The following is a 22778-nucleotide window of genomic DNA, read 5'->3' as shown; positions in this document are numbered from 1 at the left end:
GTGAGCAAATGGTCCTGGATCCTGCGACGGGTCGTTCGGAAGATCTGGTTCAGGGCGGCGCTGATCAGCCTGTTGAGCGTTGGACTGGCGATCCTGTCGGGCGCGATCTCCCCCTATCTGCCATATGCGTTCGGCGCGGATCTTGGCCAGGACGCGGTCGGCACGATCCTGCAGATCATGGCGTCGAGCATGCTGGCAGTGACGACCTTCTCGCTGACGGCGATGGTCAGCGCCTATTCGTCGGCGACGCAACTGGCGACGCCGCGCGCGACGCAGCTGCTGATCAACGACCCCACCTCTCAGAACGCGCTGTCCACCTTTCTCGGCGCGTTCGTCTTTTCGATCGTCGGGATCATCGGTCTCCAGACCCATGCTTACGGCAGCGACGGACGCATCATCCTGTTCGGCGCGACCGTCCTGATCGTCATCTGGGTGGTCGTGACGCTGCTCCGCTGGATCGCGCACATCACAGCGTTCGGCCGGATGTCCGACGTCATCGACCGGGTCGAGAACGCCGCCGCCGAGGCGATGGCGGGTTTTGCGAAGGCGCCGCATCTCGGCGGTCGCCCTGCCATCGCGGTGCCTGCCGATGCCGTCGCGATTCGCGGCAAGACGACGGGATACGTGACGCATATCGACGTGACCGCGCTTGGCGCGATCGCCGCGCGCTGCGATGTCGTGATCCATGTCGCCGCACTGCCGGGATCGATGGTCCACCCGCACCGCGACCTCGTGCATGTCGAGGGACAGATCGACGACACGGCCCGCGACGCGCTGCTGCGCGCGTTCACGATCGAGCGGCATCGGACCTTCGATCAGGACCCGCGTCTCGGCCTGATCGCGCTATCCGAGATCGCCAGCCGCGCCCTGGCGCCCGCGACCAACGATCCCGGCACCGCGATCGAGGTGCTGAACGCATTGCTGCGGGTACTGCTCAACCTGCCGGTCGATCGGATCGACGCGGATGGCGCGTCGTCGCGACCGCGCGTCCACCTTCCCCGGCCGACGACGGCGGATATGTTGACCGACGCGTTTCGGCCTATCCTCCGCGAGGGAAGCGAGGAGACCGAGGTGACGATCCGGCTCATCGCCACGCTGGCGGCGCTGCATCACGCGCTTCCCGGCGCGCGCGACGAGATCCAGTCGCTCGCGACCCGCAGCATGGCGCGGGCGAAGGCGAAGATGGAGGATCCGGACGCGCTTGCCGCCTTCGCGCAGGCGTACCGTCAGGCATGGGGCGAGCGCCCCGATCGCGCCCGCGATGACGCGTAATCTACCCCCACCACTAGTGCTTTCGGATCACGCGGCGCGCGTTTGTTGCCTGTAAGACGCGGAAAAACGGGATGAGGCGAAAGCGTGATGACGGATGGACGAAACGCCGGTTTGGCCGGGCTCGACGTAGTGGAGGCGGAGACGGAGGTCGATGCTGCCTATTACCTGCAACGCGCCGAATGGCACGAGCACCGCGCGGCGATCGCGACGGATGCCAGCACACGGTCGCTGCACCGCAAGTTCGCCGGGATGTATCATGCGCGGTCACAATCTTGATAGCATAAGCCGGCGAATTCATGATCTTGAGAGGCAGACGCGGACCGGTCGATTCCATGCGATCGGCTGAACTTTCACCAGCGGTCTGACCCGATACGTCGCCTTGCACGTTGAGCGCCCATGAAGATAATGACCCTGCGAGTTCGACTCGCCCTGTGCTCGATGCCGCTTCTCGCCGTGTCGGGCGGCTTGGCCGACGCCCAGACTGCCAGCATCCCGGCCTCGAAAGCCGCGCGCGCGGCATGGTCGGCCGCGAACGTCGCAGCGTTCGCGCAAGTGCTCGCCGACCGCGCGCGACATGGCCTCGATCATGTCGTCTTCCTGGCCGATCCGGCGGATGGTGCAACGCCGGCGGACATCGACGCAGCCCGGACCAAGGCAGCGCTCGACTATGCCACGGCGCTTGCGCAGGGCCGCGTCGATCCGGCAACGCTCCACGAGGTCTACACCCTGCCCCGCCCCAAGGCGGACCTGGCCGCCGGTCTCGCACGGGCGCTGGCCAAGGGCGATCTCGCCGCATGGTTCGACAGACTGGCGCCGCAGGATGCCGAGTACAAGGCGCTGTCGGACGCCTATCTCGCGTTCAGCGCCAAGGCGACTGTCGCGACGCCGGTACAGGCCATCCCGTCGGGCGTGATCCGCGTCGGCAATCGCGACGCGCGTGTGCCGACGATCGTCGAGCAGCTGACCGAGAGCGGCTATCTGCCGACCGCCGCGGGCCCGTTGTCGGCTGCCCCTGATCCGCTGGCCCCTGATCCGCTGGCCGCCGATCCGCTGGCCGCTGCCCCGCCAGCCGTTGCCCCGCCAGTCGCTGCCCCGCCAGCCGCCCGGTCCACGCCCGCTCCGATGCTCTACACGCAGGCGATCGCCGACGCGCTCAAGGGACTTCAGACCGATTACGGCATCGCCGCGGATGGGGTGGTCGGGCCCGAGACGTTGAAGGTGCTCAATCTCGGTGCGGGCGACCGGGCACGCGCGCTCGCGGTCGGGCTCGAGCGGCGGCGCTGGCTGACGCGGACGCCACCGGCGACGCGGATCGACGTCAACACCGCCGCCGCGCAGCTGCGGTATTATCGCGACGGCGCGGTGGTCGATCAGCGCAAGGTGATCGTCGGCGAACCCGGCCGCGAGACGCCGGCGCTGTCGTCGCCGATCTATCGCCTTGTCGCCAATCCCACATGGACGGTGCCGAAATCGATCCAGAATGGCGAGATGGCCAATGTCGGCGAGGACTATCTCGCCGAGCACAACATGGTCGTGCGCGATGGCTGGATCGTCCAGCAGCCGGGGCCGAGCAACGCGCTGGGGCTGGTCAAGTTCGACATGGCGAACGACCAGGCGATCTATCTCCACGACACCTCCGCGCCGGGGCTGTTCGAGCGCAGCCAGCGTCATCTGAGCCACGGCTGCGTCCGGGTCGAGGATGCGCTGGGGTTCGCGCAGATGCTCGCCGAGGACGAGGGCGTCACCGAGGCGTGGCAGACAGCGCAGGCCTCGGGCGAGATGACGTTCGTGCCGTTGCCGCGCCGTATCCCGGTCCGGCTGCTGTATCACAACGTCTATGTCGACGAAGGCGGGCGGGTCGCGTTCCGCACCGACCCCTATGGCTGGAACGATCCGATCGCGGAACAGCTCGGGTTCACCAGGGCGTCTGCAAAGCGGGCGGAGGCGCAGGCGATCGATATCGGGCCCTGAGTTCGGTTCGAACGCCTGGTCGCTGGACCGTCAATAATCGCTCCAGCCCTGCATCGTCCCCGCGTAGCGGACGGTCCGGCCGAATTTCGCGAATTCCGCCTGGACCGCGGGCAAGGCGCGCCCCCGGGCCAGCGCATCGCGACGGGCGGTCTCGAACGGCGTGCGCGCCTCTGGCACGCCGAATTCGACGAACAGCCCCATCACGCCCGATCGCGCATCGTCGTCACGCAGGCGGGCGACGAGCAGGTCGGCGATCGCCTGCGCGTCGTTCCGGCAGGCAACTGCCGCCGTCGCCGCGCTCCAATTGTCGGAGGGCTTGGCGGCGAGCTTGACCTCCCTCGCCTTGGCCTCGTCCAACCGACCCAGCGCGCGCATGCCGCAAGCCTGGTTGGCCCATACCCACATCATGCCATAGGGGCTGATGCGCTCGGGGTGCTTTTCCAGCTCGGCCAGACTGTCGAGTCCTGCCTGGTAGCGTCCTGCGGCTGTCAGCATCTCGGCGCGGTTGATCTCCAACGATACGAGTTCGGGATAGCGATCGGTACCTAGCGCCAGCACCCCGTCGAGCGCCGCGATCGCGTCATCCATCCGTCCGCTCGCCCGCAGATCGGACGCATATTCGTTGACCAGCCAGAACCCGTCATTGCCCGCGACCTCGACCTTCGCCGTGTCGCCGGCCAGCGCCTTGCCCGCGACGATCGCCTCATCGAACCGGCCCAGCGCGCGCAAAATCTGCATGCGGGTCATCATCGTCTCGTAATTCCCGGGCGCCGCCGCGACCGCAGCCGCCGCCCGCGCGGATTCCTGATCCAGGCTTTTGCGAAACCCGTCCTGGCCGAACCGGTCGACGTCGGGCCACAATGCCCGGTGGCGCCGGTCGATCGCCAGCGTCACCAGCGTATCCGTCGCAGGGGACTGTGCGAGGAGCGCGCGCGCCTCCACCAATTTTCCGCGCAGGCTGTGCGCGGTGATTGCGCAGCCGAGCATCGCATTGCCGAAGGAGGTGCGCGGCGCCTGCTGCCAGCCGCCCTGGGCAAGCGCGATGCAGATATCGCCACGAACCGCCTCGCGCGTCTCGGGTGGCAGCGCCGCTGCCTTTTGCAGCGCAAGACGCGTGTAGAGTGGATCGAGCGACGCGATGACCGTGGGCTGGACCATGCTGGTCCGTCGCATCGCCTGCGCAACCGTCTCCGCCGTACCGAGATCGAGTTCGTACCCTATCCACAGGCGATACACCGTCGGATTGCCGTCATACTGCGCAGTGCCCGATCGCAACGCCGCCAGCGCAACCTGGGGACGCCGCAACTCGGCGAGGATAGCACCCTTGATACCGTCGATCAGCCCGGCAACCGGCGAGGGATGCGGGACCTTCGCGGATGCAACGGCCAGCAGCGACAGCGCTTCGAGCCTGGACGGCTGGTCCTCCTTCTGGGTCAGCGCGACGACCTTCTCCATATCCGCCTTGATCGCCGACCAGGTCGCGACGTCGATACCCACCGGCGTCGCCGAGGACCGCGCCGCCTTGTTCAGGTAGAATTCGATGGCGGTCTCGTCCTTGATCCGGTCCGACAGGCGATAGATGGGGTCTGCTTCACCCGCCGTCACTTCGGAGCGATCTCCGGTGGAGATCCGATACGCGATGCGCAGGCCATCGGGCAGCTTGGTGGTCTGGCGAGAGAACGCGACCGGTCCGGCCTTCGTATCGATATCCGCCAAGCCCTCGAGCACGCGATCCGCAACGTGCAACTCGATCGTCTGATCGTTCACCAGGTGATCGTTCAGCGCGAGTGGCTGGACGCGGGGATTCGCCTGTCGATCGGGCAGCATGCCCTGCACCGCATAGGCACGCGTCGTCAGCTTCGTACCGAGGCCGGCCTTGACGAACGCCTCGTGCGGCAGGGTGTAGCTCTCGACCATCGTCAGCACATTGCCGTTGCGATCGTCGCCGAGTTCCAGCGGCTTGCTCTCGACGAGCCCAGGGAAGCGCTGGCGGTAGAAATCGAGATTGCCGTCCGCGAGTTTGCGCGGCGAACTCGCAGCCCAGCGCGCGCGCGTCGTATCGGCGCGCGCATCGGTAAAGCGCGTCTCGACCCGCAGCGTCAGCGCGACGGGGGCGGCCTCGTCGATCGTGAACCGTTCGAGCACGGTCATGCGCCCGGCGTGCTCGCCATAGCCGTCGATCCGTTCGAGCGCCGTCTGACCAGCGCGGATCGGCAAGGCATAGCCCAGATTGGAGGGCGTGATCGTGACGCCGCGGCCGCCGCGATGCGCGCCGGTGGCGTCGACCCAGATCGGCTTGCCGTCGATAACCGCCCGCACGATCACATGGTCGAACTCCAGCGGCGACGGCAGCCGGTCGGGCAGGCGCTCGCCCGCCCGAGTGGTGACGAGTGCCGGTACGGCGTCGATCCCCAACCGCCGCAACGCGACCGCAAGCAGCAGGCTCTTGTCCTTGCAGTCGCCATAGCCGCGCTCGATCACGGTTTTCGGGCGGCGCGGGACGTAGGAGCCCTCGTCCAGTTCCTCGCCGACATAGCGGACATTGTCCTGGACATAGCGCATCGCCTCGGTCAGCCGATCGCCCGGCTTGGGCCAGGCCGAGGCGATGGCGTCCAGGCGCGCGGCGAAACCGGCGGGCAGGCTCTCGTCGCCTTGGTACAGTCCGCCCGCCCAGCGCGCCACTTCCGCCCATTCCTTCATCGTCGATACGTCGACGCGGCCCCATTGGAAGGCGGTTGCGGGAACGTCGTCCTCCCCTTTCGCGGCCGGCGGGTCCTGCGCGATCCATTCCCACTCGGTTCCGTCAGCGGTCTTGCCCGCGGTGTTGCTCACGGTCTTGCTCGGGGAAAAAACGATATCGCTGTTGATCGCCTTGTAGGACGGCGTCATTCCCGCCGGCCAGACGAGCCGTACCGCGCGCATCGCCAGCGGATCCGAATACCGCTGCGAGAAATGATAGAAGCCATGGCTCGGCCAGAGGCGCGTACTCGTATGCACCGTCGTCGCGTAATCGACGATGTCACCGACCCGGACGTCGCGCAAATTGCCCAGCGCCTTCAGCGTACCGCTGACGATGCCGTCGTCCAGGTCGCTCTCGCGCTCGACGACGCGGAACTGCGTCTCGTGAGTCAGGTCGATGACCTTGCCGTCGCGGATCAGGTGGACGAAATTCAGCGCGACGCTCTCGAAGCTCGGATTGTAGGTCACCGAGATCTGGCCGGCGGACTCGAGCCCGCTCCGGTTGGTGACCTTGCTCGCCGATCGGAACCAGTCGTCATGCCCGTCGGCCCGCGTCCGGTACTGCTCGTCCGTCAGCAAATAGGCGACACCGTTCTGCGCCTGTTCGACGCGCGCTGCGGTAGCCTCCGGAACCAGGCGATCGCGGACCCAATCGGCTTTCGCCTCGACCGCGATGATCGGGACGGCGGCACCCGCCTTTACTGGCGTCGCCTTGATCGGAACCGGCTTGGTCGGATCAACGGGCCCGTCGCTCGCTGCGGTGCCCGCAGAGGCCGTGAACGACGCGGCGCTGGAGACCAGCACGGCAAGTGCGACCGCCAAACGCGACCTGTAAAATATGCGCACGTCGATTTTAGCCCCCGCTGATCCCCTTTGCTATGATGTTGCCCCGACGCTGACAAGTTCCTTCGCCGGCATAGTCTGTCTTCGGCAGGCCAAGCCGACAGCAACGCGCCCATTTCATAGCGCGATGGAAGTGCTCGGGTAGGCTTAAGTCTTCGAACAATTGCAGAAATTCAATGTGGGCGCTTGCCCGGCGACGAATGCCGACGAGGATCGTGCCATGTCCGCGAAAGCCGTTTGCATCTGCCGCTCCCCACCCGCGCGCCTCTTCCAAGCCTTCGCACCCAGCGTCCAGATCACCCGGTCCGACGCAGCGGCGCAGCGCAGTGCTGGGTAATGAAATCCTCGTGCCTCGGCATCGCCGCCGCGGTCTTGTCGATCATCTCGCGCACATGCGCCATGAACCGCGCGGTCTCCTCGGGCGGCAGCGCGGCCGCGAGCGGATCGAACGACGCCGGGCGGATGCCCTGGCCGAGCAACACCGCGATCCAGCCGTCGGGGGTGAACAATTCCCCATGCTCGCGGAACACGCGCGCCTTGCCCGACCACAGCGCCAGCTTGGCCGACAGCGACGCAGGAATCGACATGGTCCGGCACTGGTCCCAGAACGCCGAGTCCGATCGCTCGGTCGCATGATAGTGCAGGATGATGAAATCGCGCACCTGCTCGTAATCGCGCAGCATAACGCGGTTATATTCGGCGATCTCGGCCGTGCCGAACCCCAGGTCGGGGAACAGGCTCATCAGCCGCGTGATCCCCGACTGGATCAGGTGGATGCTCGTCGATTCGAGCGGTTCGAGGAAACCACCGGACAGCCCGATCGCCACGCAGTTCCGATCCCATAGCCGATCGCGCCGACCCGCCTCGAAGCGCAACTGGCGGGGCTCGCCCAGCGCCCTGCCCTCGAGCCCCGCCAACAGCGCCCGCTTCGCATCCTCGTCGTCGATATGCGCGCTGGAATAGACATAGCCGTTGCCGACCCGGTGCTGGAGCGGAATACGCCAGCGCCACCCGGCAGTATCGGCGGTCGCCCGCGTGTAGGGCGGCGGCGGCCCCTGCCGCTCGCTTGGCACCGCCCAGGCCCGGTCGCACGGCAGCCACTGCTTCCAGCTCGTGAACGGAACCCCCAGCGCGTCCCCCAGCAAAAGCGACCGAAAACCACTGCAGTCGATGAACAGTTCGCCCTCGATGCGCCGGTCCCCTTCGAGCCGCACCGCATCGATGAACCCCGTTTCGCCATCCCGGTCGACCGCGATCACGCGCCCCTCGACGCGCACGACGCCGTCCCGCTCGCTAAGGTCGCGCAGGAACCGCGCATACAGAGCGGCGTCGAAATGAAACGCGTAGAACAGCGTCGACAGGACAGATTGGGGATTGGCGCTTGGCCGCGTGAACCGCCCGCGTCGCGCCGCTACCGCCGACAGGCAATAATCGCCGATCGGGCTCAGATCGGCCTGGCCCAAAGCAGCCTGACGCAGCCAGAGCTGGTGGAACGATACGCCGTCGATGTCGCGCCCATGCGTACCGAACGGATGCAGATAGGAGTCGCCGGCCCGCGTCCAGTCGCGAAACTCGATCCCCAGCTTGAAGGTCGCGCCGGTCGCGCGGACGAACGCATCCTCGTCGATCCCGAGCATGCGGTTGTAATCGAGCAGCGACGGGATCGTCGCCTCGCCGACGCCGACGGTGCCGATCTCCTCGGATTCGACCAGCGTCACCGACACGCCGCTGGGCACCAGCCGGGACAGTGCCGCGGCGGTCATCCACCCGGCCGTGCCACCACCGACGATGACGACCCTGGTTACCCTGCCCGGCTGTCCGTCCGTCACGCCGCGGCCCGCGCGCCGAAACTATGCGCCTGCGCATAGTCGACCAGATCGCGGTTCGACGGGAGGTTGGCGATCGCATAGCGCGCCTGGCGCTGCACCTCGGCGAACGCCCGGCGTGCATCGTCGGCGTAGCGCAGCGCGCCGGCCTTCGCGCTCAGGTCGGTCTTCCAGCCCATCCCGTACAGGACATATTGCCAGCTCGCCTCGGTGAAGATGTCGACCTGCCCGTCGATGTCGAGCTCGTTGGGGGGCCGGAACCGCCAGCGATCGAGCATCTCCAACAGGCGGTCCGGCACCGATGCATCGGCCACGTTATCGCGCCAGAACGCGGTGTCGCGCCGTTCCGAGATACAATAATGCAGCTTGATGAAATCGAGCGCGCGCTCGTAGCGGCGCAGCATGTTCGCGTTGAACTGACGCGCGGACGTCTCGTAATCGCCGCCCCACGGGAACAGGTTGGCGATCATCCCCGCCGACACTTCGGCAAACGCTATCCCGGTCGCCTCGAGCGGCTCGAAAAAGCCGCTCGACAACCCGACCGCGACGCAGTTCTTGTACCAGTTGACCTCGCGGTAACCGGCCTCGAACTTGAAGTGGCGCACATCGGCCGTCTCGCCCGCCGCGCCCAGATAGCCGCGCAATACGCGCTCCGCGGCCTCGTCGTCGCCGTGATCGGACGAATAGACATGGCCGATGCCACGCCGGCGATCGAGCCCGATATCCCAGATCCACCCCGCCTCCTGCGCGGTCGAGATCGTATAGGACGCGATCGGTTCGTCGGGGCGCGCATAGGGCAGTTGCGCGGCGATCGCGCGGTTGCAGAACAGCACGTCGCGGCACGAGCGGAACGGGATCTTCATCGCCTTGCCGATCAGTTCCGCGCGAAAGCCCGTGCAGTCGATGTAGAGGTCGGCGTCGAGCATCCCGTTCCGCTCGGTGCGCACGCCGCCGATCGCACCGTCGGCGTCGAGCAGCACCTCGCTCACGGTATCGGTCAGGTCCCGGACGCCGTTCTTCACGCCCTGCTCGCGCAACAGCCCGGCCAATGCCACCGCATCGAAGTGGAAGGCGTAGTTGAGCGGCCCGACATAATCGGGGTTCGTGGGTAATTTAGGCGCGCGATGCCGATCGGCCGCCTTCTTCTGCGGATTGGAGACCTCGTCCCAATTCTCCGTGCCGCCGTGTCCCAGCAGCCAATAGGGCAGCAGGTCGAGGCCATCGCTCGCGTCGGCGACCTGGAACGGGTGCGAATAATGATCGGTCGCCCCCTGCCCCGGCGCGTGGCGCCAGTGCACGAACTTGGCACCCTGCTTGAACGTCGCGCCGCAGCGACGGATCAGATCGGCCTCGTCGATCCCGATCGTCGCCAGCGTCCGCCGGATCGTCGGGAACGTCCCCTCGCCGACACCGAGGATTCCGATGTCACGCGATTCGACGAGCGTGATCGCGACGCCGCCCGGAAGGTCCGCGCCGAGCCGCTTGGCGAGATAGCCCGCCGTCAGCCACCCGGCGGTGCCGCCGCCCACGATCAGTATCCGCTTGGTCATCACAGCCTCGCTTCGCCGCTCGCCGACCGGTGTCGACGAGCGGCGCATCATCGTCAGAAGGCCAGGTTGATACCAGTGCTGATACGACGATCGGCCTGGAACCAGCTACGCCCGACCAGCTTGCCGCCGGGATAGCCACCCATCAGCGTCCGCTGCGTCGCGGCGGTCAGGTTGGTGCCCTGCACGCCGAACGAGAACTGGTCGTTCACCTTGAAGCGAACGCCTGCGTCGACCGATCCGTAATTCCCGCCATAGATCGGCAGCGCGATCTGGGTCGAGGCATCGGGGCCGCCATCCTGATTGTCGACGACGCCCGGCGCACTGTAATAGGTGTACGTGCCGTTCGTGCCGTTGCTGTTGGTCGACAACAGATACCGCGAGCGCCACGAGTAGGCGATCCGCAGCGAGATCGGATTGCGCTCATAGAGCAGCGTCGCGTTCAGGTTGTGCTTCGACAGACCCACCAGCGGCGCGTCGTTCCTGACCGCACCGGTGATATCGCGGTAGACGTCGCCCGGATTGCTGCTCTTGATGAACGTGTAGTTGCCCTCGAACCCGATCCCGGCAAGCGCGCCCGGCAGCATGTCGAAGAAGAAGCGACCGCCGACCTCGACGCCCTTGACGTTCGCCGCCTTGGTCGAGTTGCTATAGTCGGTGGCCGACGCGGCGACGTTCTCGGTCGTTCCGTCGGTGAACTGGACGGTTACCTGGCGGGTCGTCAGCGCATAGATCGGCAGGTTGGTCAGGCGCTTGTAGAACGGTGCGATGTGGAAGGACGTGCCCGCACGCCCATAATATTCGAGCGACAGATCGAAGTTGTTCGACAGCGTCGGCTTCAGCAACGGATTGCCGGTGTCCGCGGTGAAGTTGTTGAACGTCCCGGGCTGACCCGCGACCGGATTGCTGGTCGTCGCCACGCCGATCGAACCCGAGGCTCGCAGCGCGTTGAAGGTCGGCAGATCCATCGTGATGTTGTAGCCGCCGCGCACCTTGATCTTGTCGGTGGGCGCATATTCGAGATTGACCGACGGCAGGACGCGCGTGAACTCCGCCTTGCCGCCGCGTGCGAGGAAGGTGTTCGCGAGCGTCTGCTGAACGCCATTGCGGATGAAGATGGTCCCGCCATTCTGCTGGATGAAACCGCTGCCTTCGTTCTCGATGTGCACGACACGCACGCCGACGTTACCCGAAATGCCGCGCGCGTCCCCCTGCGGTCCGAACCGCACCAGCGCATAGCCCGCGGTGTTTACGGTACGGTTATCGACCTGGTCGCCCGGCAGGACAAAGCCGACAGGTCGGATTGCCAGCGTGCCGTCCGGGTTAAACTGGCCGCCATAGCCGGTCGTCGGCAAAGGCCCCGCCGCCGAACAGTCGAACTCAAGGCCGGTGCAGAAGCCGGCCGGCGGCGCCGTCACCAGACCGGTGCGATTGACGTTGAACCGCGACGCCAGATTCTCCGACGCGAACATCAGATTGCCCGGCAGCGTCGTCTCGCCGCGAAAGAAGTCCTTGAAGGCGTGGCTGGCGACGTCGCCCGGCGCCGCGTTGGCATAGGTCAGTTGCGGATCGCCGTTCCAGCCGCGGCCCAGCGCCGTCCAGTTATAGCCGTTCGACAGATCGCGCTCGGTGCGCTTGGCATAGCGACCACCGACCTTGACCGACCGGAAGAAGCTGTTGTCGAACGTGTATTCGGCGTCGATCTGCCCGGCGTCGAGCCGGCCCTTGTTGCGTTCGTTGTGCGGCATCGATGCCGACCAGAAATAATTGGCTGGATCGGCGAACGACGCCTGCGTCGCAGGGCTGACGGTGATCTGCGGCAGGTCACCGGTCAGGTCCATGCCAAAGCTCTGGCCGAATCCGAGATCGCGGAAGATGTCGATGCGATCGTAGATCTGGCGTGAATCGACGCGCTGCAGCGAGCCCTTGATCGACAAATGGCTGTCGACCGGCGCCCAGACGAACGACAGCGAGTAATCGCGCGTCCGCGTATTGCTCTGGACGAACCCCTTGTTGCCGCTGCTGGTGATCGCCCCGCCCGTCGGGGCGAAAGTGCCCGTATCGCGGTTGAACAGCGCGTTCGTGCTGGTCAGCAGACCGTTGCTGTCGAACGTGCTGCTCGCCGGATCGACCGCCAGCGTCTGCGAATCGAGCTGCGTGCCGTAATCGCTCGACTGGCTCTTGTAGCGCGACTGGAAGAAGCTGCCGGTGAAGGTCAGCGAGTCGGTCGGCTGCCACTGCGCCGCACCATAGATGCCGTAGCGCTTGTACTGGAACGCCTCGTCGCCGTACGCGAAGCCGCTCGGGACGTATTTGCTGCTGCCGTCGCTGAGCGTCGTCTTGAAATACGGGCTGACTCGGATGAACTGCGAGAGCGAGCTGAACTGGCTAAAGGCGACGTCGCCGAGCAGGCCGATCCGACCGATCGGCGTATCGAACGAGTCGGTGATCAAGACCGAGCCCGACGGATCGGCCTGGTTCGCCATGTCGCCGAGTGCGAGTTCGCCCGTGCCCGCAACGTGGAACTTGCCGTTGAAGTCGAACGGGAGCTTGGTCCGCAGATCGATCTGACCGCCGGTACCGCCCTCGATCAAGTCTGCCGTCGAGGCTTTGTACACGTCGACCGCCGACATCAGTTCGGGCGTCACGTCGCTCCACAGGATCGCGCGGCCATTGTTGGCGCTGAAGATCTCGCGGCCGTTGAGCCGTGACGCCACACCGGTCAGGCCGCGAACCTGCACGCCCGAACCCTGGACGGAATAGTGATCGGGGTCACCCAGTGCCGCAAATCGCACGATCGATACGCCCGAGACGCGTTGCAGGACTTCGGTGATCGAGTTGTCGGGAAGCCTGCCTGCATCGTCTGCAACGACCGAGTCGACGATGGTCTCGCTGCGACGCTTCCGCTCGTCCGCTGCCTCGAGCGCGGCACGGCGGCCAGTGACGACGATATCGCCGCCCGTCTGGTCGGCTTCAGGTTCGCCAGCCCCCTGTCCCGGCGCTGCGGCCTGGGTCGTGTCGGGCGATATCGCCTGCGTCTCGGCCTGTGCCCACGCATTCCCACTGACGCTCGCAGCGAGCAATGCTGCCAGCGACACACCCGTGCGCATCGCGCCTGCAACATTACAACGATGATAGAAATTGAGATCAAGCACGCTCATTAAATCCCCCCCCACATGGCGCAGCGCATCCCGGGACGCTGCATGTTAGACTCGCACCTTATCAGCATGGTGCTTGAGCCTCTGTTACCCTTACCATTATTATAGGACAATTGATTTTTTTGAGTACCAGTGATTTTAGCAAGACGTTAGAGGGCCAGCGCCCGTCAGCCCAATGCTACGCCGGCTTCGCCGAGCACCAACGACTTGCCGTTACGGAATCCTATGCCGCGGGCCTAACGCTTCATCTTGAGCGGACGATATGAGCCCTATAATTTAGTCATCATTACTGCCGCAATCGCGGGCCAGACGCGACCATGGCTGCCGATCCAGCATGTTTAGTAGTTGATCTCAGCCAAGCCGCGGGTCCCGCCACGATGCCGTGGCCAGGGCCGGCCAACGCTCGCCCGTAATGATAGGGCTATCACTCTACAGCACGTGCTAGACCGAAAGATCATACAAAAGCTTACTTGGGGCTCGGAAACTCGCCGACTGGAGGAGCAGCGTTACCTAACCGGTATGCAGCCTCCGGTGCCGAATATTTGTATTATCCACGGTTTCGCCCACTGCCGTTGACGCAATCGCCATAAATCCTCAGCGAGCAGTGCTTTACGTCCGTGTCGACAGTGAATGAAGTTGCACGTTTAGCGAGTGATATTGCATTTGGGCGTTTCGTCACCGTCATAGCGATCAATCGCGCGAACAAGCTGCGGCAGCTCGTCCATACCGACCCTGGCCATATGTCGGGTCCGAGGCTTGGGCTTGAGCAGGTCGCTAAAATGCTCGGCTGGATCCCTGTCGGCTCACCCTTGCGGGATCGCGAAGCGATAGATCTGGCTGACATGCTGCTTGAGACGGCGACTGACGTCGAGCGCACCGCGTGCCTCGACACTGCGCACAATCGCGGGCACCTCGGCGCTGGTAATGACACGAAGGTCAATCTTGCCGAAGGCGGGAAACGCATCCCGCTCGAGCCGGGTCAGAAGCCGCGAGGCGTAGCCTTGTCGAGCGACCCGAGCCTATTGGTATGCCAAAGCGCGCGCGGCCTGCTCGAAGGTCGTGACGACGGATGGCTTATCCTTGGCACCTAGGCCCAGCCCCTGCCTCAACGCGACCTTGGCTTCCGCGCGGCGCAGCCGGGCGTCAGCAAGCCCGACGCCGGGATACTACCCCAACGACAGCAACTTCTCCTCGCCGGCAGAGCGGTATTTGAAACGCCAGAGCCTGGAGCCGTTGGGCCGCACGAGAAGGTAGAACCCCTCGCCGTCGGCGAGCTTGTAGTCCTTGTCACGTTTCGCGGCGTAGCGAGCTTCGAGGTCCTTGAGAGCCATGGGATATCTCCTGCCGAGGCCGGCATCATACCCCCAATTGCAAATCGACGTTCTGGCATCCAGCGACATTCGCTGGCACGTTCGTGAAGGCTCTGAAACACGCCAAGTCGTGGAAAAAAGGCAAAAAAGCCGCCTCAGGATATGCTGGGCGGTTGTGGTATATTGGTAAGGTGGTTGCGGGGACAGGATTTGACCGCTGCAGAACTCGGTTCGGACTACTCGGCGGCGCCATCGTGAACTTACAACGAGGATAACGAATTAAGCGCCAGAAGGTACGTCGCTTTTTTCTGCTGTCGATTCGATTGTGTGCGTCTTGTCGACTGCCCCTTCTCAGGATGGCAGTCTCTCCCTATGACGATGTCTACGGTCAGCACGGTTATCTGTCTCTGAGCCGCCTCTTCGCCTATGGCGGCCACGCTGGACAGAAGCTGCCAACTGTCAATCGGCGTCCAAAAAGGACCCCCTATCGGCGTCCAAAAGGGACCCCCTTCGTCGTGCAGCGTGACGGTTATGGCGGGCGTGCCGTTCGCGCTGGTTGCGGTGTAGGGCGGGCGTAGCCCGACCGGAGGCGCAACCAGCGCGAAGCGTCTTTGACCGGTGGTCCCGGGCGTCAGCTGCGGTGCTTGAAGCGCCAGCTGTCGTTGCCGGTCTCGACGATGTCGCAGTGGTGGGTAATGCGGTCGAGCAGCGCGGTGGTCATCTTGGGGTCACCGAAGACGGTGGGCCATTCGCCAAAGGCAAGGTTCGTAGTGACGATGACGGAAGTGCGCTCGTAGAGTTTGCTGACCAGATGGAAGAGCAGCTGACCGCCCGAGCGGGCGAATGGCAGGTAGCCCAGCTCGTCGAGCACCACGAGGTCGAGCCGGGAGAGCTGAGCCGCCAGCGTGCCCGCCTTGCCGAGGCGGTTCTCCTCCTCGAGCCGGTTCACCAGGTCGACCGTGTTGAAATAGTGTCCGCGAGCGCCAGCTCGCACGACGTTGGCGGTAATGGCGCTGGCCAGGTGTGTCTTGCCGGTGCCCGTTCCACCGACCAGCACGACGTTGCGCTGGCCCGCCAGGAACGAGCCGCTGTGCAGCGAGCGCACCAGGCCTTCGTTGATGGGGGTGTCCTCGAAGACGAAGGCGTCGAGATCCTTCACCGCTGGTAGCCTGGCGGCTGACATCCGGTAGCGGACCGACGCTGCATGGCGGTGGGTTGCCTCGGCACGCAGCAGGTCGGTCAGGATCTCCATCGTCGTGCGCTTGCGCTGCAGGCCGGTGGTCACCGCCTCGTCGAACGCGCCGGCCATGCCCTTGAGGCCAAGCCCCGCCATCGCCGTCATCATCTCATGCCGCTGCATGAAGGCCTCGCAGGCTGTCATAGCGACCGCAGTCGGCACGCGGCGGATGACGCAGCGCCAGGTCTTCGGGCGTGACGATGGTCAACGGTCGTGGCGGTTCTCGCCTGCGGGCCAGGATGTTGAGGATGACGTCGTCGCTGGTGACGCCGGCCAGCAACGCCTCGTGCACGGCTGCTTCAACTGCCTCCAGCCCGTCGTCGAGCACCGCCGCCAGCACCCGTACGAAGCGCCGGTCGGCATCGTCGCCGGCGCCGAGCTTGCGCCGCAGCCGTGATAGCGCAGGTGGCAGCTCCCAGCCCTGGAACGGCGCACCGTTGCGCAGGGCGCCCGGCTTGGTCACCAGCACAGGCAAATAGTGCCACGGGTCGTAGATGGTCCGGTCACGACCGAAGAACCGGGGATGGTCGGCAACGACCTCGCCGTCGCAGCGCACGACGATGCGGTCGGCATACGCACGGACCTGGACCGCACGCCGCACGACCTTGGCCGTGACCGAGTAGCGGTTGCGGTCGAAGTTTATCAGGCACGTGCCGCTTACCGCGTGCTCGCTCTCATAGAACCCATCGAAGGGGGCTACGACCGGCTGGAGCACGCTACGCTCGGCAGCCCATGCCTGAGCGACCGTCAGTTCCTTCTGCTCGGGATGCTGGTGCATGTCCGCCCAGCGCCGGCACTCCGCCTCAAGCCAGCCGTTCAGCTCCTCGATGCTGGCAAAGCGCAGACGCGGCTGGAAGAACCGGCCACGTGCGGTCTGCACCTGGTTCTCGACCTGACCTTTCTCCCAGCCGGCTGCTGGCGAGCAGGCTGTCGGTTCGACCATGTAGTGGCTGGCCATGACCAGGAAGCGCCGGTTGAAGACCCGCTCCTTGCCGGTGAACACGCTCGTCACCGCCGTCTTCATGTTGTCGTAGATGCCGCGCGTCGGCACGCCCCCGAAGAAGGCGAACGCCCGCGCATGCGCGTCGAACAGCATCTCTTGCGTCTCACGCGGATAGGCTCGCACGTATATCACCCGCGACGCGCACAGCCGCACATGGGCGACCTTCACGCGCATCGGCTTGCCCGCGATCTCGACGTCCTCGTGGCTCCAGTCGAACTGATAGGCCTCGCCCGGCCGAAACAGCAGCGGGATGAACGCTGGTGCATTCATCACGTCCCGACGACGTGCCTGCCGCCAGCGGGCCGCATAGCGGCGCACCGCATCATACGAGCCGTCGAACCCCTCGCGCAGCAGCAGATCGTGGATACGCGTGATGCGCAGCTTCTCGCGCCGCGGCCGCGCCTCGTCTTCATCGAGCAACGCATTCAGTCGCGCCTGGAACGGCCCCAGCTTCGGCAGCGGCTGCACCTCACGCCGGTAGCCCATGTCCGCCTCCGGCGACCGGATCGCCTTGCGCACCACTTTGCGAGATAAATGCAGGTCTCGCATGATCGCCTTGATGGCTTTTCCCGCCGCGTGCTCGCGCCGGATTCTCAACACCGTCTCCAATACCAACATCCCGATCTCGCCGCCTGACACACCGCCAAGCGGACAGCCTAGACCACCGGGATGAGGGGTCCTTTTTCGACGCCGATCACCCCGCTACCGGGGTCCTTTTTCCACGCCGATCCACAGCTGCCAACCGCCATCGCACAACTCGACTGCCTCGACATTGAGATCATCAGGCGCTCCGATATTCGGCGCCTCGTCGTCCGGCTGCGCCTCCGTGTCGTCGAGCACACCGTCGCACTGCTCGATCAGTGTCGACGCCTCACCAAAGGCTGGAAGCATCCCCCGCCCCGTCCAAGGCTTTGACCGTTAGGATGCTATCAGGCGAATGACACGCTGCATCGCCAAACTCAAAAAATGAGCAGCGCCCTTGGAAAAAATCGGTCCCTCTACGTTAGGTAGAACTCATAACAGACGAAATAAAGTTGTAAATATTCACCATGCGATGGATGAATCGAATAATTTAAAGTTTTTTTTCTCAGCACGTGCAATCGCTCTCATCATGTCGAGTGGCGTTGCCATATTATTTACTAGGGTCTGCTGATACGGCCAAAAATAATACGTCATGATACCGTAAGCATTGATATCGTGAACCTCAATATGCTTGTAATAAGGCATACTGTTTAAAACCGTTGAGAGCGGCTCCGACATGGCGCCGTGGCATACCGCCTTATTGGGATCGTCGGCATCATAGATGCCGTCAATTTGGCCACCATAGGTCTGAAGCTGAACCGTATTAGGTGAAGGCCTGTATATGCTCAAGATACTCCAATGTTCGTCTTTCACCGTCGCTGCGGCGCTTGCCGCATCAATCACCGCATTCGCCTCCAGATTAATACGTTCGACGACCTTTTGAGGTGTTACCGCCTCTATTTCTGAGGCCCAAACGCCCATACGGGTTACGATTTCGACAATGTTGGTCGGTAATGGATCCGCCCTAAATCCCGCAAACTCATAGAATCTAAGTGTTGTTGACTTATTTTCGCACATTACTTCATACACAATTACTTGCATGTTTGTATTGCTTATTAATACTTCTACATTTTCTACAAAAAAGCACAATTCCTCAGATAGTCTGATATACTCTGTTACTAAAGCATTGGAGAATAAGTTAATACAATATTCTAAGACACATAACGCACTTTTTACTTCAGCTTTAGTGAGGCCGTTTTTAAGCATTGGTTCTTCGTAACTAGACATAAGCCCTTAATTCCTACGCAGAGACGCTAAGACACTGGTAAAATTTGAGGATGAAAAAGCACTGTGACTATCGTCGCTGCGTCTTTCCTAATCAATGCCACTTTCAGATATAGTTTTCATCATGCCTGCACCTTTACTTTGGAAATATGCGTATTGTACCCTCTGACTTAGCCATGTAATTGCAATGATCGACAGACTCTGAGAAATAGGTCCATATATACACTATGAGCCGGACATGGTTTGTCGCTCCTACAGCACAAATCGGATGTTGTTCTAACACAAACGCACTCTAGAGTTTCGCCGCCCATGTGTTTTTCAGAGCGCGCAGCGGAGCTCAAGCGTTCAGAATAACAGACCGGCGGAAGCCGAGATCCGATCGTTGAAGCGCGAGCATAAACGGCATCTAGATGTTTGTCGTCGGGATTGATGCTGGGTCCTCGCGTGACTGCCCAGCTCTTGAGAACGCCGTCGAGTTCAAGCCGCAAGTCATAGTGCAGCCGAGACGCGGCATGCTTCTGCACGACGAAGCGATTGCCCCCTGCTTTGGCGATCCTGCCCTCAGGTTCGGCGGTTTTGGCGAAATCCCGCTTTTTCCGGTATTTCGTCAGGGGCTCGCTGGAGGAGGAACCGGTCATGACGCTATACCCAGTTCAGCAGGGCGAAGCTTATGCTCCAGCTGATCCATCGTGCACGCCTCAGGTGCCTTATCGGGACGCCAGCGCAGGTTGCGCGTACCGTGCCGGAACCGATCGGCGGTCACCTGATCGTACAGCACTTCGACCACGAGCTCAGGCCGCAATGGGACCCACTCGCTCTCACGACCGTCGTTCCAGCGACTGGGACCGCCGGGAGCTTTACCCGTGAAGCCCGGTGCTTCGATCAACGGCTCGAGCTTCGCGGTAAGCGCCGCGCGGTCGGCCGCGGCTATACCTGGGGTGAAGCCGACATGGTTGAGCTTGCCGTTATCATCGTAAAGCCCGAGCAGAAGCGATGCTACCTCGCTACCCTCCTTCACCCGTCTGAAGCCGCCTACGACGCAATCCGCGCTTCGATGTTGCTTCACCTTCAGCATGGCGCGTTCCCCGCCACGGTAAGGCTCGTCCAGCCGTTTCGCGATGACGCCGTCCAGCGCCCCCCCGCTCGTCGCCAGCCAGGCCGCAGCGTCGTCGATCTCGTCGCTACAGGGCGACAGCAGGAGACCAGCGCGGGCATGTCGCGCATGGAACGACTCCAACGCTTTCCGGCGAGCCGAGAGCGGCGCATTGATAGGTCGGCATCATCGACGCCGAGGCAATCGAACAGCATCAGCTGCGCAGGCGTCTCTTTCGCCAAGCGATCTATCCGGCTTTGCGCCGGATGCGGCCGTGCCTGAAGCGCATCGAACGAGAGGATGTCCGCGATGGGTAGGATGATCTCGCCGTCGAGCACGAAACGCTCCTGCGGGACCGATGCGACGAGCGCGACGATCTCGGGAAAGTAGCGACCGAGCGGTTTTCCCGATTTGGAAAAGATGTCGACGGCCTCGCCATCACGGAAGACCACCGCTCTGAAACCGTCCCATTTGGGCTCATATTGCCAGCCCGGTTCGACCGGCAGCTCATTTACGAGCTTGGCTTCCATCGGCAAAGGCCGGTCTGCGACCATCAGTTCTGGTCCGGGGCGCAGCACGCACAGTGTTTGGGAGCCAGTCGTTTTGCCTTTGCTGCCTCGCGACGTCGTTCCTGCCGACTTGGCAGCGGAGCAACGCTAACCGAACTGGGAAAACCGTTAAGCTCAATCGATCTGGTCACGGCATCTTTGAACATAAGATCACTCCAGACGGCTTTCAGTTATAAAGCCCCCCAGTCGACATCTGTTCCTGCTACTCCGACGCAGGGATCGGTGGTCCTGATCAGAACAGCAAACCTGTGCCCCCTGCCCCTGACAAGGGACGTGATCGCTGGCCTGGTAGGGGTGGATTCAATGCTCGTTGGAGTGCCGGTCTTCGACCGGCGTGTAGTAGCGCGCTATATCCGCTTCGGTGAGCGCATGACCGCTCGATTCTTTGACAAGCACGGCGATTTCGCCATCGGTGCTGCCAGCGTCGCGCAGCTGCTCGATCTCGTCGCTTACCATGTTGATGAAGGCGGGCACCGGGAACCGTTCCTCGCCCAGGCCTAGCGCGTCGCGCATGTGCTTTTGCGCACGCAAGGCTTCGGGAAGCGTGAATGCGATATCGTCGGCCATCGAACGTGCCTTTCATGAAAAGCTGGAAAGTGGTCGGGGGGCGTCGCCCCTCCGACACTGAAACGCTTATGCGGTAACTGCTTCCGCCTTGGCGTTCACGCTCGACGTTGCCATCGCCGTCAGCTTGTCGTCGGTCGCATATTCCTCGTCGAGCGTCTCTTTCAGGATCGCTGCGATATCGGCGCGGCCGAGCTGGTTCGCCCAGGCGATCAGCGTGCCGTACCGCGTGATCTCGTAATGCTCGACCGCCTGTGCCGACGCGATCAGCGCAGCGTCGAGCACCGCCTTGTCCTCGATCTCGCCAGCAACTTCGTTGGCTTCCTTGATGATGCCGTCGATCGCCGGACAGGTCACTGCCTTTGCCTTCTCGCCGAGCAGGTCAAAGATGCTCTCGAGGCGTGTGATCTGCCCTTCCGTCTCACGCAGATGGGTTTCGAAACCTTGCTTCAGTGCTGGTGCCGTCGCCTTGTCGACCATCTTCGGCAAGGCCTTGGTGATCTGGTTTTCCGCGTAATAAACGTCCTGCAGCTGATGCAGGAACAGGTCGTCGAACGTCACGATGTCTTTGGAAAACAGGCCCATGATAGTGTCCTCGCTGAGCGGATAGCCGCGAAGCAAACTGCTCCGGCACAGCTGCAACGCACCGACTCCAGGGTAAGTTTCGCTCGGTTTCGCGCAGCCGCAGCGGGCTATAGATTTGCCTGCTCGTCGACTGGCAGCTTTGCGTCCGGACCATAATAGAGCTCGGCGCAGTCGTCGCGAAGGCACCCTCCCTCGATGACGATGTCGTCGCGGTAGGCGTCGCCGATGAACGCGAGCGTGTCGACGTGCTGCGCTTCGAAATACATCTTATGAACATCATCGCGGCCCGCCCCGTAAACGACGCGGCCGACCTTCGACCAGATCGACGCCATCGTGCACATGCCGCAGGGCTGCAGCGTGGAGTAGAGCGTCGCACCGCGCAGTTCCAATTCCCCCGTGCTTTCACACGCCCGTCGGATTGCCATCATCTCCGCATGCGCTGTCGCGTCCGGCAATTCCTTCGTCTGGTTGCGCTCGCCTGCGATAACCTTACCGTCGAGCACGATCACACACCCAAGCGGCGAGGTCGAAGGATCGGAGCCCTTCGATCGGGCGATCGCAATGGCTTCGCGCATCCAGCGTTCGTCATCTTGCGTCATCGTTTCGGCTCCCTGTTACGGTCGCACAACGCGTAGCGGACACAATGGATCGTTCGGCGCAGTCGTGTTTGCTTGCCGAGGATGGCCGAACGCTACCGTTCCTTGCTGCGGGTTGCGAAGACAGGCCCCCGGACGGTCATTTTGGCAGGGTCATAAGGTTTCTGCAGGCTAACGATATCGTCATAGGATCCGCGCAGCCACGTATCGATATCGGCGAGATCCAGGATCGTGATCATCGCTTTTGGGTGGATCGGCGCCCAACATGTTGGGATCGCACGTGACGCGGCGTACGCCGGGCCGCCTAGCCTTACGTTGCCATAGAAACGATCGAAGCAGCCCCCCATCTAACGGCTCATGACCAATAGCATTCTTCATCTTGGGCTGATGGAAGACGGCGAAATTGAGCTCGATCTGGCCGCCCTAGAACTCGCAGCGCTCGATCATCCCGGTATCGATCTTGATAAATATCTCGACGAGCTCACGGACATGGAAATAGCTCTGCGCGCTGCTGACGGCGACGCAGTAGGTAGTATCGCTCAGGCCCAAGCCCTGAGCAGCGTGATGGTTGAAGAGTTCGGGTTCTCCGGCGACCGCGTACACTATGACGAAGGGCGCGTTGTTCGATGACGGCCATCAGCTCTCGAAGCTGATCGGGC

The 22778-nt window shown here is 63.4% G+C and carries 21 protein-coding genes; 5 read left to right on the top strand and 16 right to left on the bottom strand.

What is annotated here, in order from left to right; genetic code table 11:
* The 3 genes from NLI89_RS17825 (at position 1) to NLI89_RS17815 (ending at position 3243) form a co-directional block, all read left to right on the top strand.
* Positions 1-1272, top strand: coding sequence for a DUF2254 domain-containing protein (locus NLI89_RS17825; RefSeq protein WP_254688209.1), 1272 nt, complete (start codon positions 1-3; stop codon positions 1270-1272).
* Positions 1273-1359: 87 nt separating this feature from the next.
* Positions 1360-1548 carry a hypothetical protein gene (locus NLI89_RS17820; protein ID WP_254688208.1) on the top strand — a complete coding sequence of 63 codons (189 nt, stop codon included), beginning with the start codon at positions 1360-1362 and terminating at the stop codon, positions 1546-1548.
* Between the two features lie 120 nt (positions 1549-1668).
* Complete coding sequence (locus NLI89_RS17815; protein ID WP_254688207.1) at positions 1669-3243, top strand: L,D-transpeptidase family protein; 1575 nt, start codon at positions 1669-1671, stop codon at positions 3241-3243.
* A 30-nt stretch (positions 3244-3273) separates the two neighbouring features.
* On the opposite strand, the gene NLI89_RS17810 is transcribed toward NLI89_RS17815, so the two are convergent.
* The 4 genes from NLI89_RS17810 to NLI89_RS17795 form a co-directional block, all read right to left on the bottom strand.
* Complete coding sequence (locus NLI89_RS17810; RefSeq protein WP_254688206.1) at positions 3274-6804, bottom strand: DUF3857 domain-containing protein; 3531 nt, start codon at positions 6802-6804, stop codon at positions 3274-3276.
* A gap of 317 nt (positions 6805-7121) precedes the next feature.
* Positions 7122-8654: a tryptophan halogenase family protein gene (locus tag NLI89_RS17805; RefSeq protein WP_254688205.1), complete on the bottom strand. Its 1533-nt coding sequence runs from the start codon at positions 8652-8654 to the stop codon at positions 7122-7124.
* Positions 8651-10201 (bottom strand): tryptophan halogenase family protein, encoded by a 1551-nt coding sequence (locus NLI89_RS17800; protein WP_254688204.1) that lies wholly within the window; start codon positions 10199-10201, stop codon positions 8651-8653. Before NLI89_RS17800 ends, NLI89_RS17805 begins: the two co-directional genes overlap by 4 nt.
* Positions 10202-10254: 53 nt before the next feature.
* Entirely contained in the window at positions 10255-13359 is a 3105-nt protein-coding gene (locus NLI89_RS17795) for a TonB-dependent receptor (protein ID WP_254688203.1), read from the bottom strand.
* A gap of 614 nt (positions 13360-13973) precedes the next feature.
* Between NLI89_RS17795 and NLI89_RS17790 the strand changes: the two genes are divergently transcribed.
* On the top strand, positions 13974-14447 hold the full coding sequence (locus tag NLI89_RS17790; protein ID WP_254688202.1) for a hypothetical protein: 474 nt from the start codon (positions 13974-13976) through the stop codon (positions 14445-14447).
* 75 nt (positions 14448-14522) lie between these two features.
* Here NLI89_RS17790 and NLI89_RS17785 read toward each other — a convergent pair whose 3' ends face one another.
* The 12 genes from NLI89_RS17785 to NLI89_RS17730 all read right to left on the bottom strand — a co-directional run bounded on the left by NLI89_RS17785 (position 14523) and on the right by NLI89_RS17730 (position 22358).
* Positions 14523-14687, bottom strand: a complete 165-nt coding sequence (locus tag NLI89_RS17785) for an Arm DNA-binding domain-containing protein (RefSeq protein WP_254688201.1) — start codon at positions 14685-14687, stop codon at positions 14523-14525.
* A 610-nt stretch (positions 14688-15297) separates the two neighbouring features.
* Positions 15298-16026, bottom strand: a complete 729-nt coding sequence (istB, locus tag NLI89_RS17780) for an IS21-like element helper ATPase IstB (protein WP_056634497.1) — start codon at positions 16024-16026, stop codon at positions 15298-15300.
* A complete protein-coding gene (gene istA / locus NLI89_RS17775; RefSeq protein WP_254688200.1) occupies positions 16013-17524 on the bottom strand; it encodes an IS21 family transposase in 1512 nt (503 codons plus the stop codon). The genes istB and istA overlap by 14 nt, the downstream gene beginning before the upstream one ends.
* Positions 17525-17608: 84 nt before the next feature.
* The gene (locus NLI89_RS17770) at positions 17609-17797 is read right to left on the bottom strand and encodes a hypothetical protein (RefSeq protein WP_254688199.1); all 189 of its coding nucleotides are present in this window, start codon (positions 17795-17797) and stop codon (positions 17609-17611) included.
* A 153-nt stretch (positions 17798-17950) separates the two neighbouring features.
* Entirely contained in the window at positions 17951-18715 is a 765-nt protein-coding gene (locus NLI89_RS17765; RefSeq protein WP_254688198.1) for a hypothetical protein, read from the bottom strand.
* A gap of 167 nt (positions 18716-18882) precedes the next feature.
* Positions 18883-19350: a DNA polymerase ligase N-terminal domain-containing protein gene (locus NLI89_RS21800; protein ID WP_302675852.1), complete on the bottom strand. Its 468-nt coding sequence runs from the start codon at positions 19348-19350 to the stop codon at positions 18883-18885.
* A complete protein-coding gene (locus NLI89_RS17755) occupies positions 19347-19787 on the bottom strand; it encodes a hypothetical protein (protein WP_254688197.1) in 441 nt (146 codons plus the stop codon). The genes NLI89_RS21800 and NLI89_RS17755 overlap by 4 nt, the downstream gene beginning before the upstream one ends.
* On the bottom strand, positions 19781-20335 hold the full coding sequence (locus NLI89_RS17750; protein ID WP_254688196.1) for an ATP-dependent DNA ligase: 555 nt from the start codon (positions 20333-20335) through the stop codon (positions 19781-19783). The genes NLI89_RS17755 and NLI89_RS17750 overlap by 7 nt, the downstream gene beginning before the upstream one ends.
* Positions 20336-20674: 339 nt before the next feature.
* Positions 20675-20941 carry a hypothetical protein gene (locus NLI89_RS17745; RefSeq protein WP_254688195.1) on the bottom strand — a complete coding sequence of 89 codons (267 nt, stop codon included), beginning with the start codon at positions 20939-20941 and terminating at the stop codon, positions 20675-20677.
* Positions 20942-21007: 66 nt separating this feature from the next.
* Positions 21008-21523, bottom strand: a complete 516-nt coding sequence (locus tag NLI89_RS17740; protein ID WP_056415662.1) for a YciE/YciF ferroxidase family protein — start codon at positions 21521-21523, stop codon at positions 21008-21010.
* A 107-nt stretch (positions 21524-21630) separates the two neighbouring features.
* A complete protein-coding gene (locus NLI89_RS17735; RefSeq protein WP_254688194.1) occupies positions 21631-22122 on the bottom strand; it encodes a nucleoside deaminase in 492 nt (163 codons plus the stop codon).
* A gap of 92 nt (positions 22123-22214) precedes the next feature.
* On the bottom strand, positions 22215-22358 hold the full coding sequence (locus NLI89_RS17730) for a hypothetical protein (protein WP_439144533.1): 144 nt from the start codon (positions 22356-22358) through the stop codon (positions 22215-22217).
* A gap of 118 nt (positions 22359-22476) precedes the next feature.
* Here NLI89_RS17730 and NLI89_RS17725 point away from each other — a divergent pair, with 118 nt between their 5' ends.
* A complete protein-coding gene (locus tag NLI89_RS17725) occupies positions 22477-22749 on the top strand; it encodes a hypothetical protein (protein WP_254688193.1) in 273 nt (90 codons plus the stop codon).
* Positions 22750-22778: the final 29 nt, after the last annotated feature.

This window comes from Sphingomonas faeni (genome assembly GCF_024273235.1).
GTDB classification, from domain to species: domain Bacteria; phylum Pseudomonadota; class Alphaproteobacteria; order Sphingomonadales; family Sphingomonadaceae; genus Sphingomonas; species Sphingomonas faeni_A.
Note: the sequence above shows the minus strand (reverse complement) of the source record. Positions and strands in the feature narration are given on the sequence as shown.

Excerpts from the sequence above, each read along its gene's own strand:
- NLI89_RS17820 (WP_254688208.1), top strand. The coding sequence starts at position 1,360 with ATGACGGATGGACGAAACGCCGGTTTGGCCGGGCTCGACGTAGTGGAG.
- NLI89_RS17800 (WP_254688204.1), bottom strand. The coding sequence starts at position 10,201 with ATGACCAAGCGGATACTGATCGTGGGCGGCGGCACCGCCGGGTGGCTG.
- NLI89_RS17815 (WP_254688207.1), top strand. The coding sequence starts at position 1,669 with ATGAAGATAATGACCCTGCGAGTTCGACTCGCCCTGTGCTCGATGCCG.
- NLI89_RS17730 (WP_439144533.1), bottom strand. The coding sequence starts at position 22,358 with ATGATCACGATCCTGGATCTCGCCGATATCGATACGTGGCTGCGCGGA.
- NLI89_RS17735 (WP_254688194.1), bottom strand. The coding sequence starts at position 22,122 with ATGACGCAAGATGACGAACGCTGGATGCGCGAAGCCATTGCGATCGCC.
- NLI89_RS17725 (WP_254688193.1), top strand. The coding sequence starts at position 22,477 with ATGACCAATAGCATTCTTCATCTTGGGCTGATGGAAGACGGCGAAATT.
- istB (WP_056634497.1), bottom strand. The coding sequence starts at position 16,026 with ATGCAGCGGCATGAGATGATGACGGCGATGGCGGGGCTTGGCCTCAAG.
- NLI89_RS17795 (WP_254688203.1), bottom strand. The coding sequence starts at position 13,359 with ATGAGCGTGCTTGATCTCAATTTCTATCATCGTTGTAATGTTGCAGGC.
- NLI89_RS17745 (WP_254688195.1), bottom strand. The coding sequence starts at position 20,941 with ATGGCCGACGATATCGCATTCACGCTTCCCGAAGCCTTGCGTGCGCAA.
- istA (WP_254688200.1), bottom strand. The coding sequence starts at position 17,524 with ATGTTGGTATTGGAGACGGTGTTGAGAATCCGGCGCGAGCACGCGGCG.
- NLI89_RS17765 (WP_254688198.1), bottom strand. The coding sequence starts at position 18,715 with ATGTCTAGTTACGAAGAACCAATGCTTAAAAACGGCCTCACTAAAGCT.
- NLI89_RS17770 (WP_254688199.1), bottom strand. The coding sequence starts at position 17,797 with ATGCTTCCAGCCTTTGGTGAGGCGTCGACACTGATCGAGCAGTGCGAC.
- NLI89_RS17750 (WP_254688196.1), bottom strand. The coding sequence starts at position 20,335 with ATGGAAGCCAAGCTCGTAAATGAGCTGCCGGTCGAACCGGGCTGGCAA.
- NLI89_RS21800 (WP_302675852.1), bottom strand. The coding sequence starts at position 19,350 with ATGACCGGTTCCTCCTCCAGCGAGCCCCTGACGAAATACCGGAAAAAG.
- NLI89_RS17785 (WP_254688201.1), bottom strand. The coding sequence starts at position 14,687 with ATGGCTCTCAAGGACCTCGAAGCTCGCTACGCCGCGAAACGTGACAAG.
- NLI89_RS17740 (WP_056415662.1), bottom strand. The coding sequence starts at position 21,523 with ATGGGCCTGTTTTCCAAAGACATCGTGACGTTCGACGACCTGTTCCTG.
- NLI89_RS17755 (WP_254688197.1), bottom strand. The coding sequence starts at position 19,787 with ATGCTGAAGGTGAAGCAACATCGAAGCGCGGATTGCGTCGTAGGCGGC.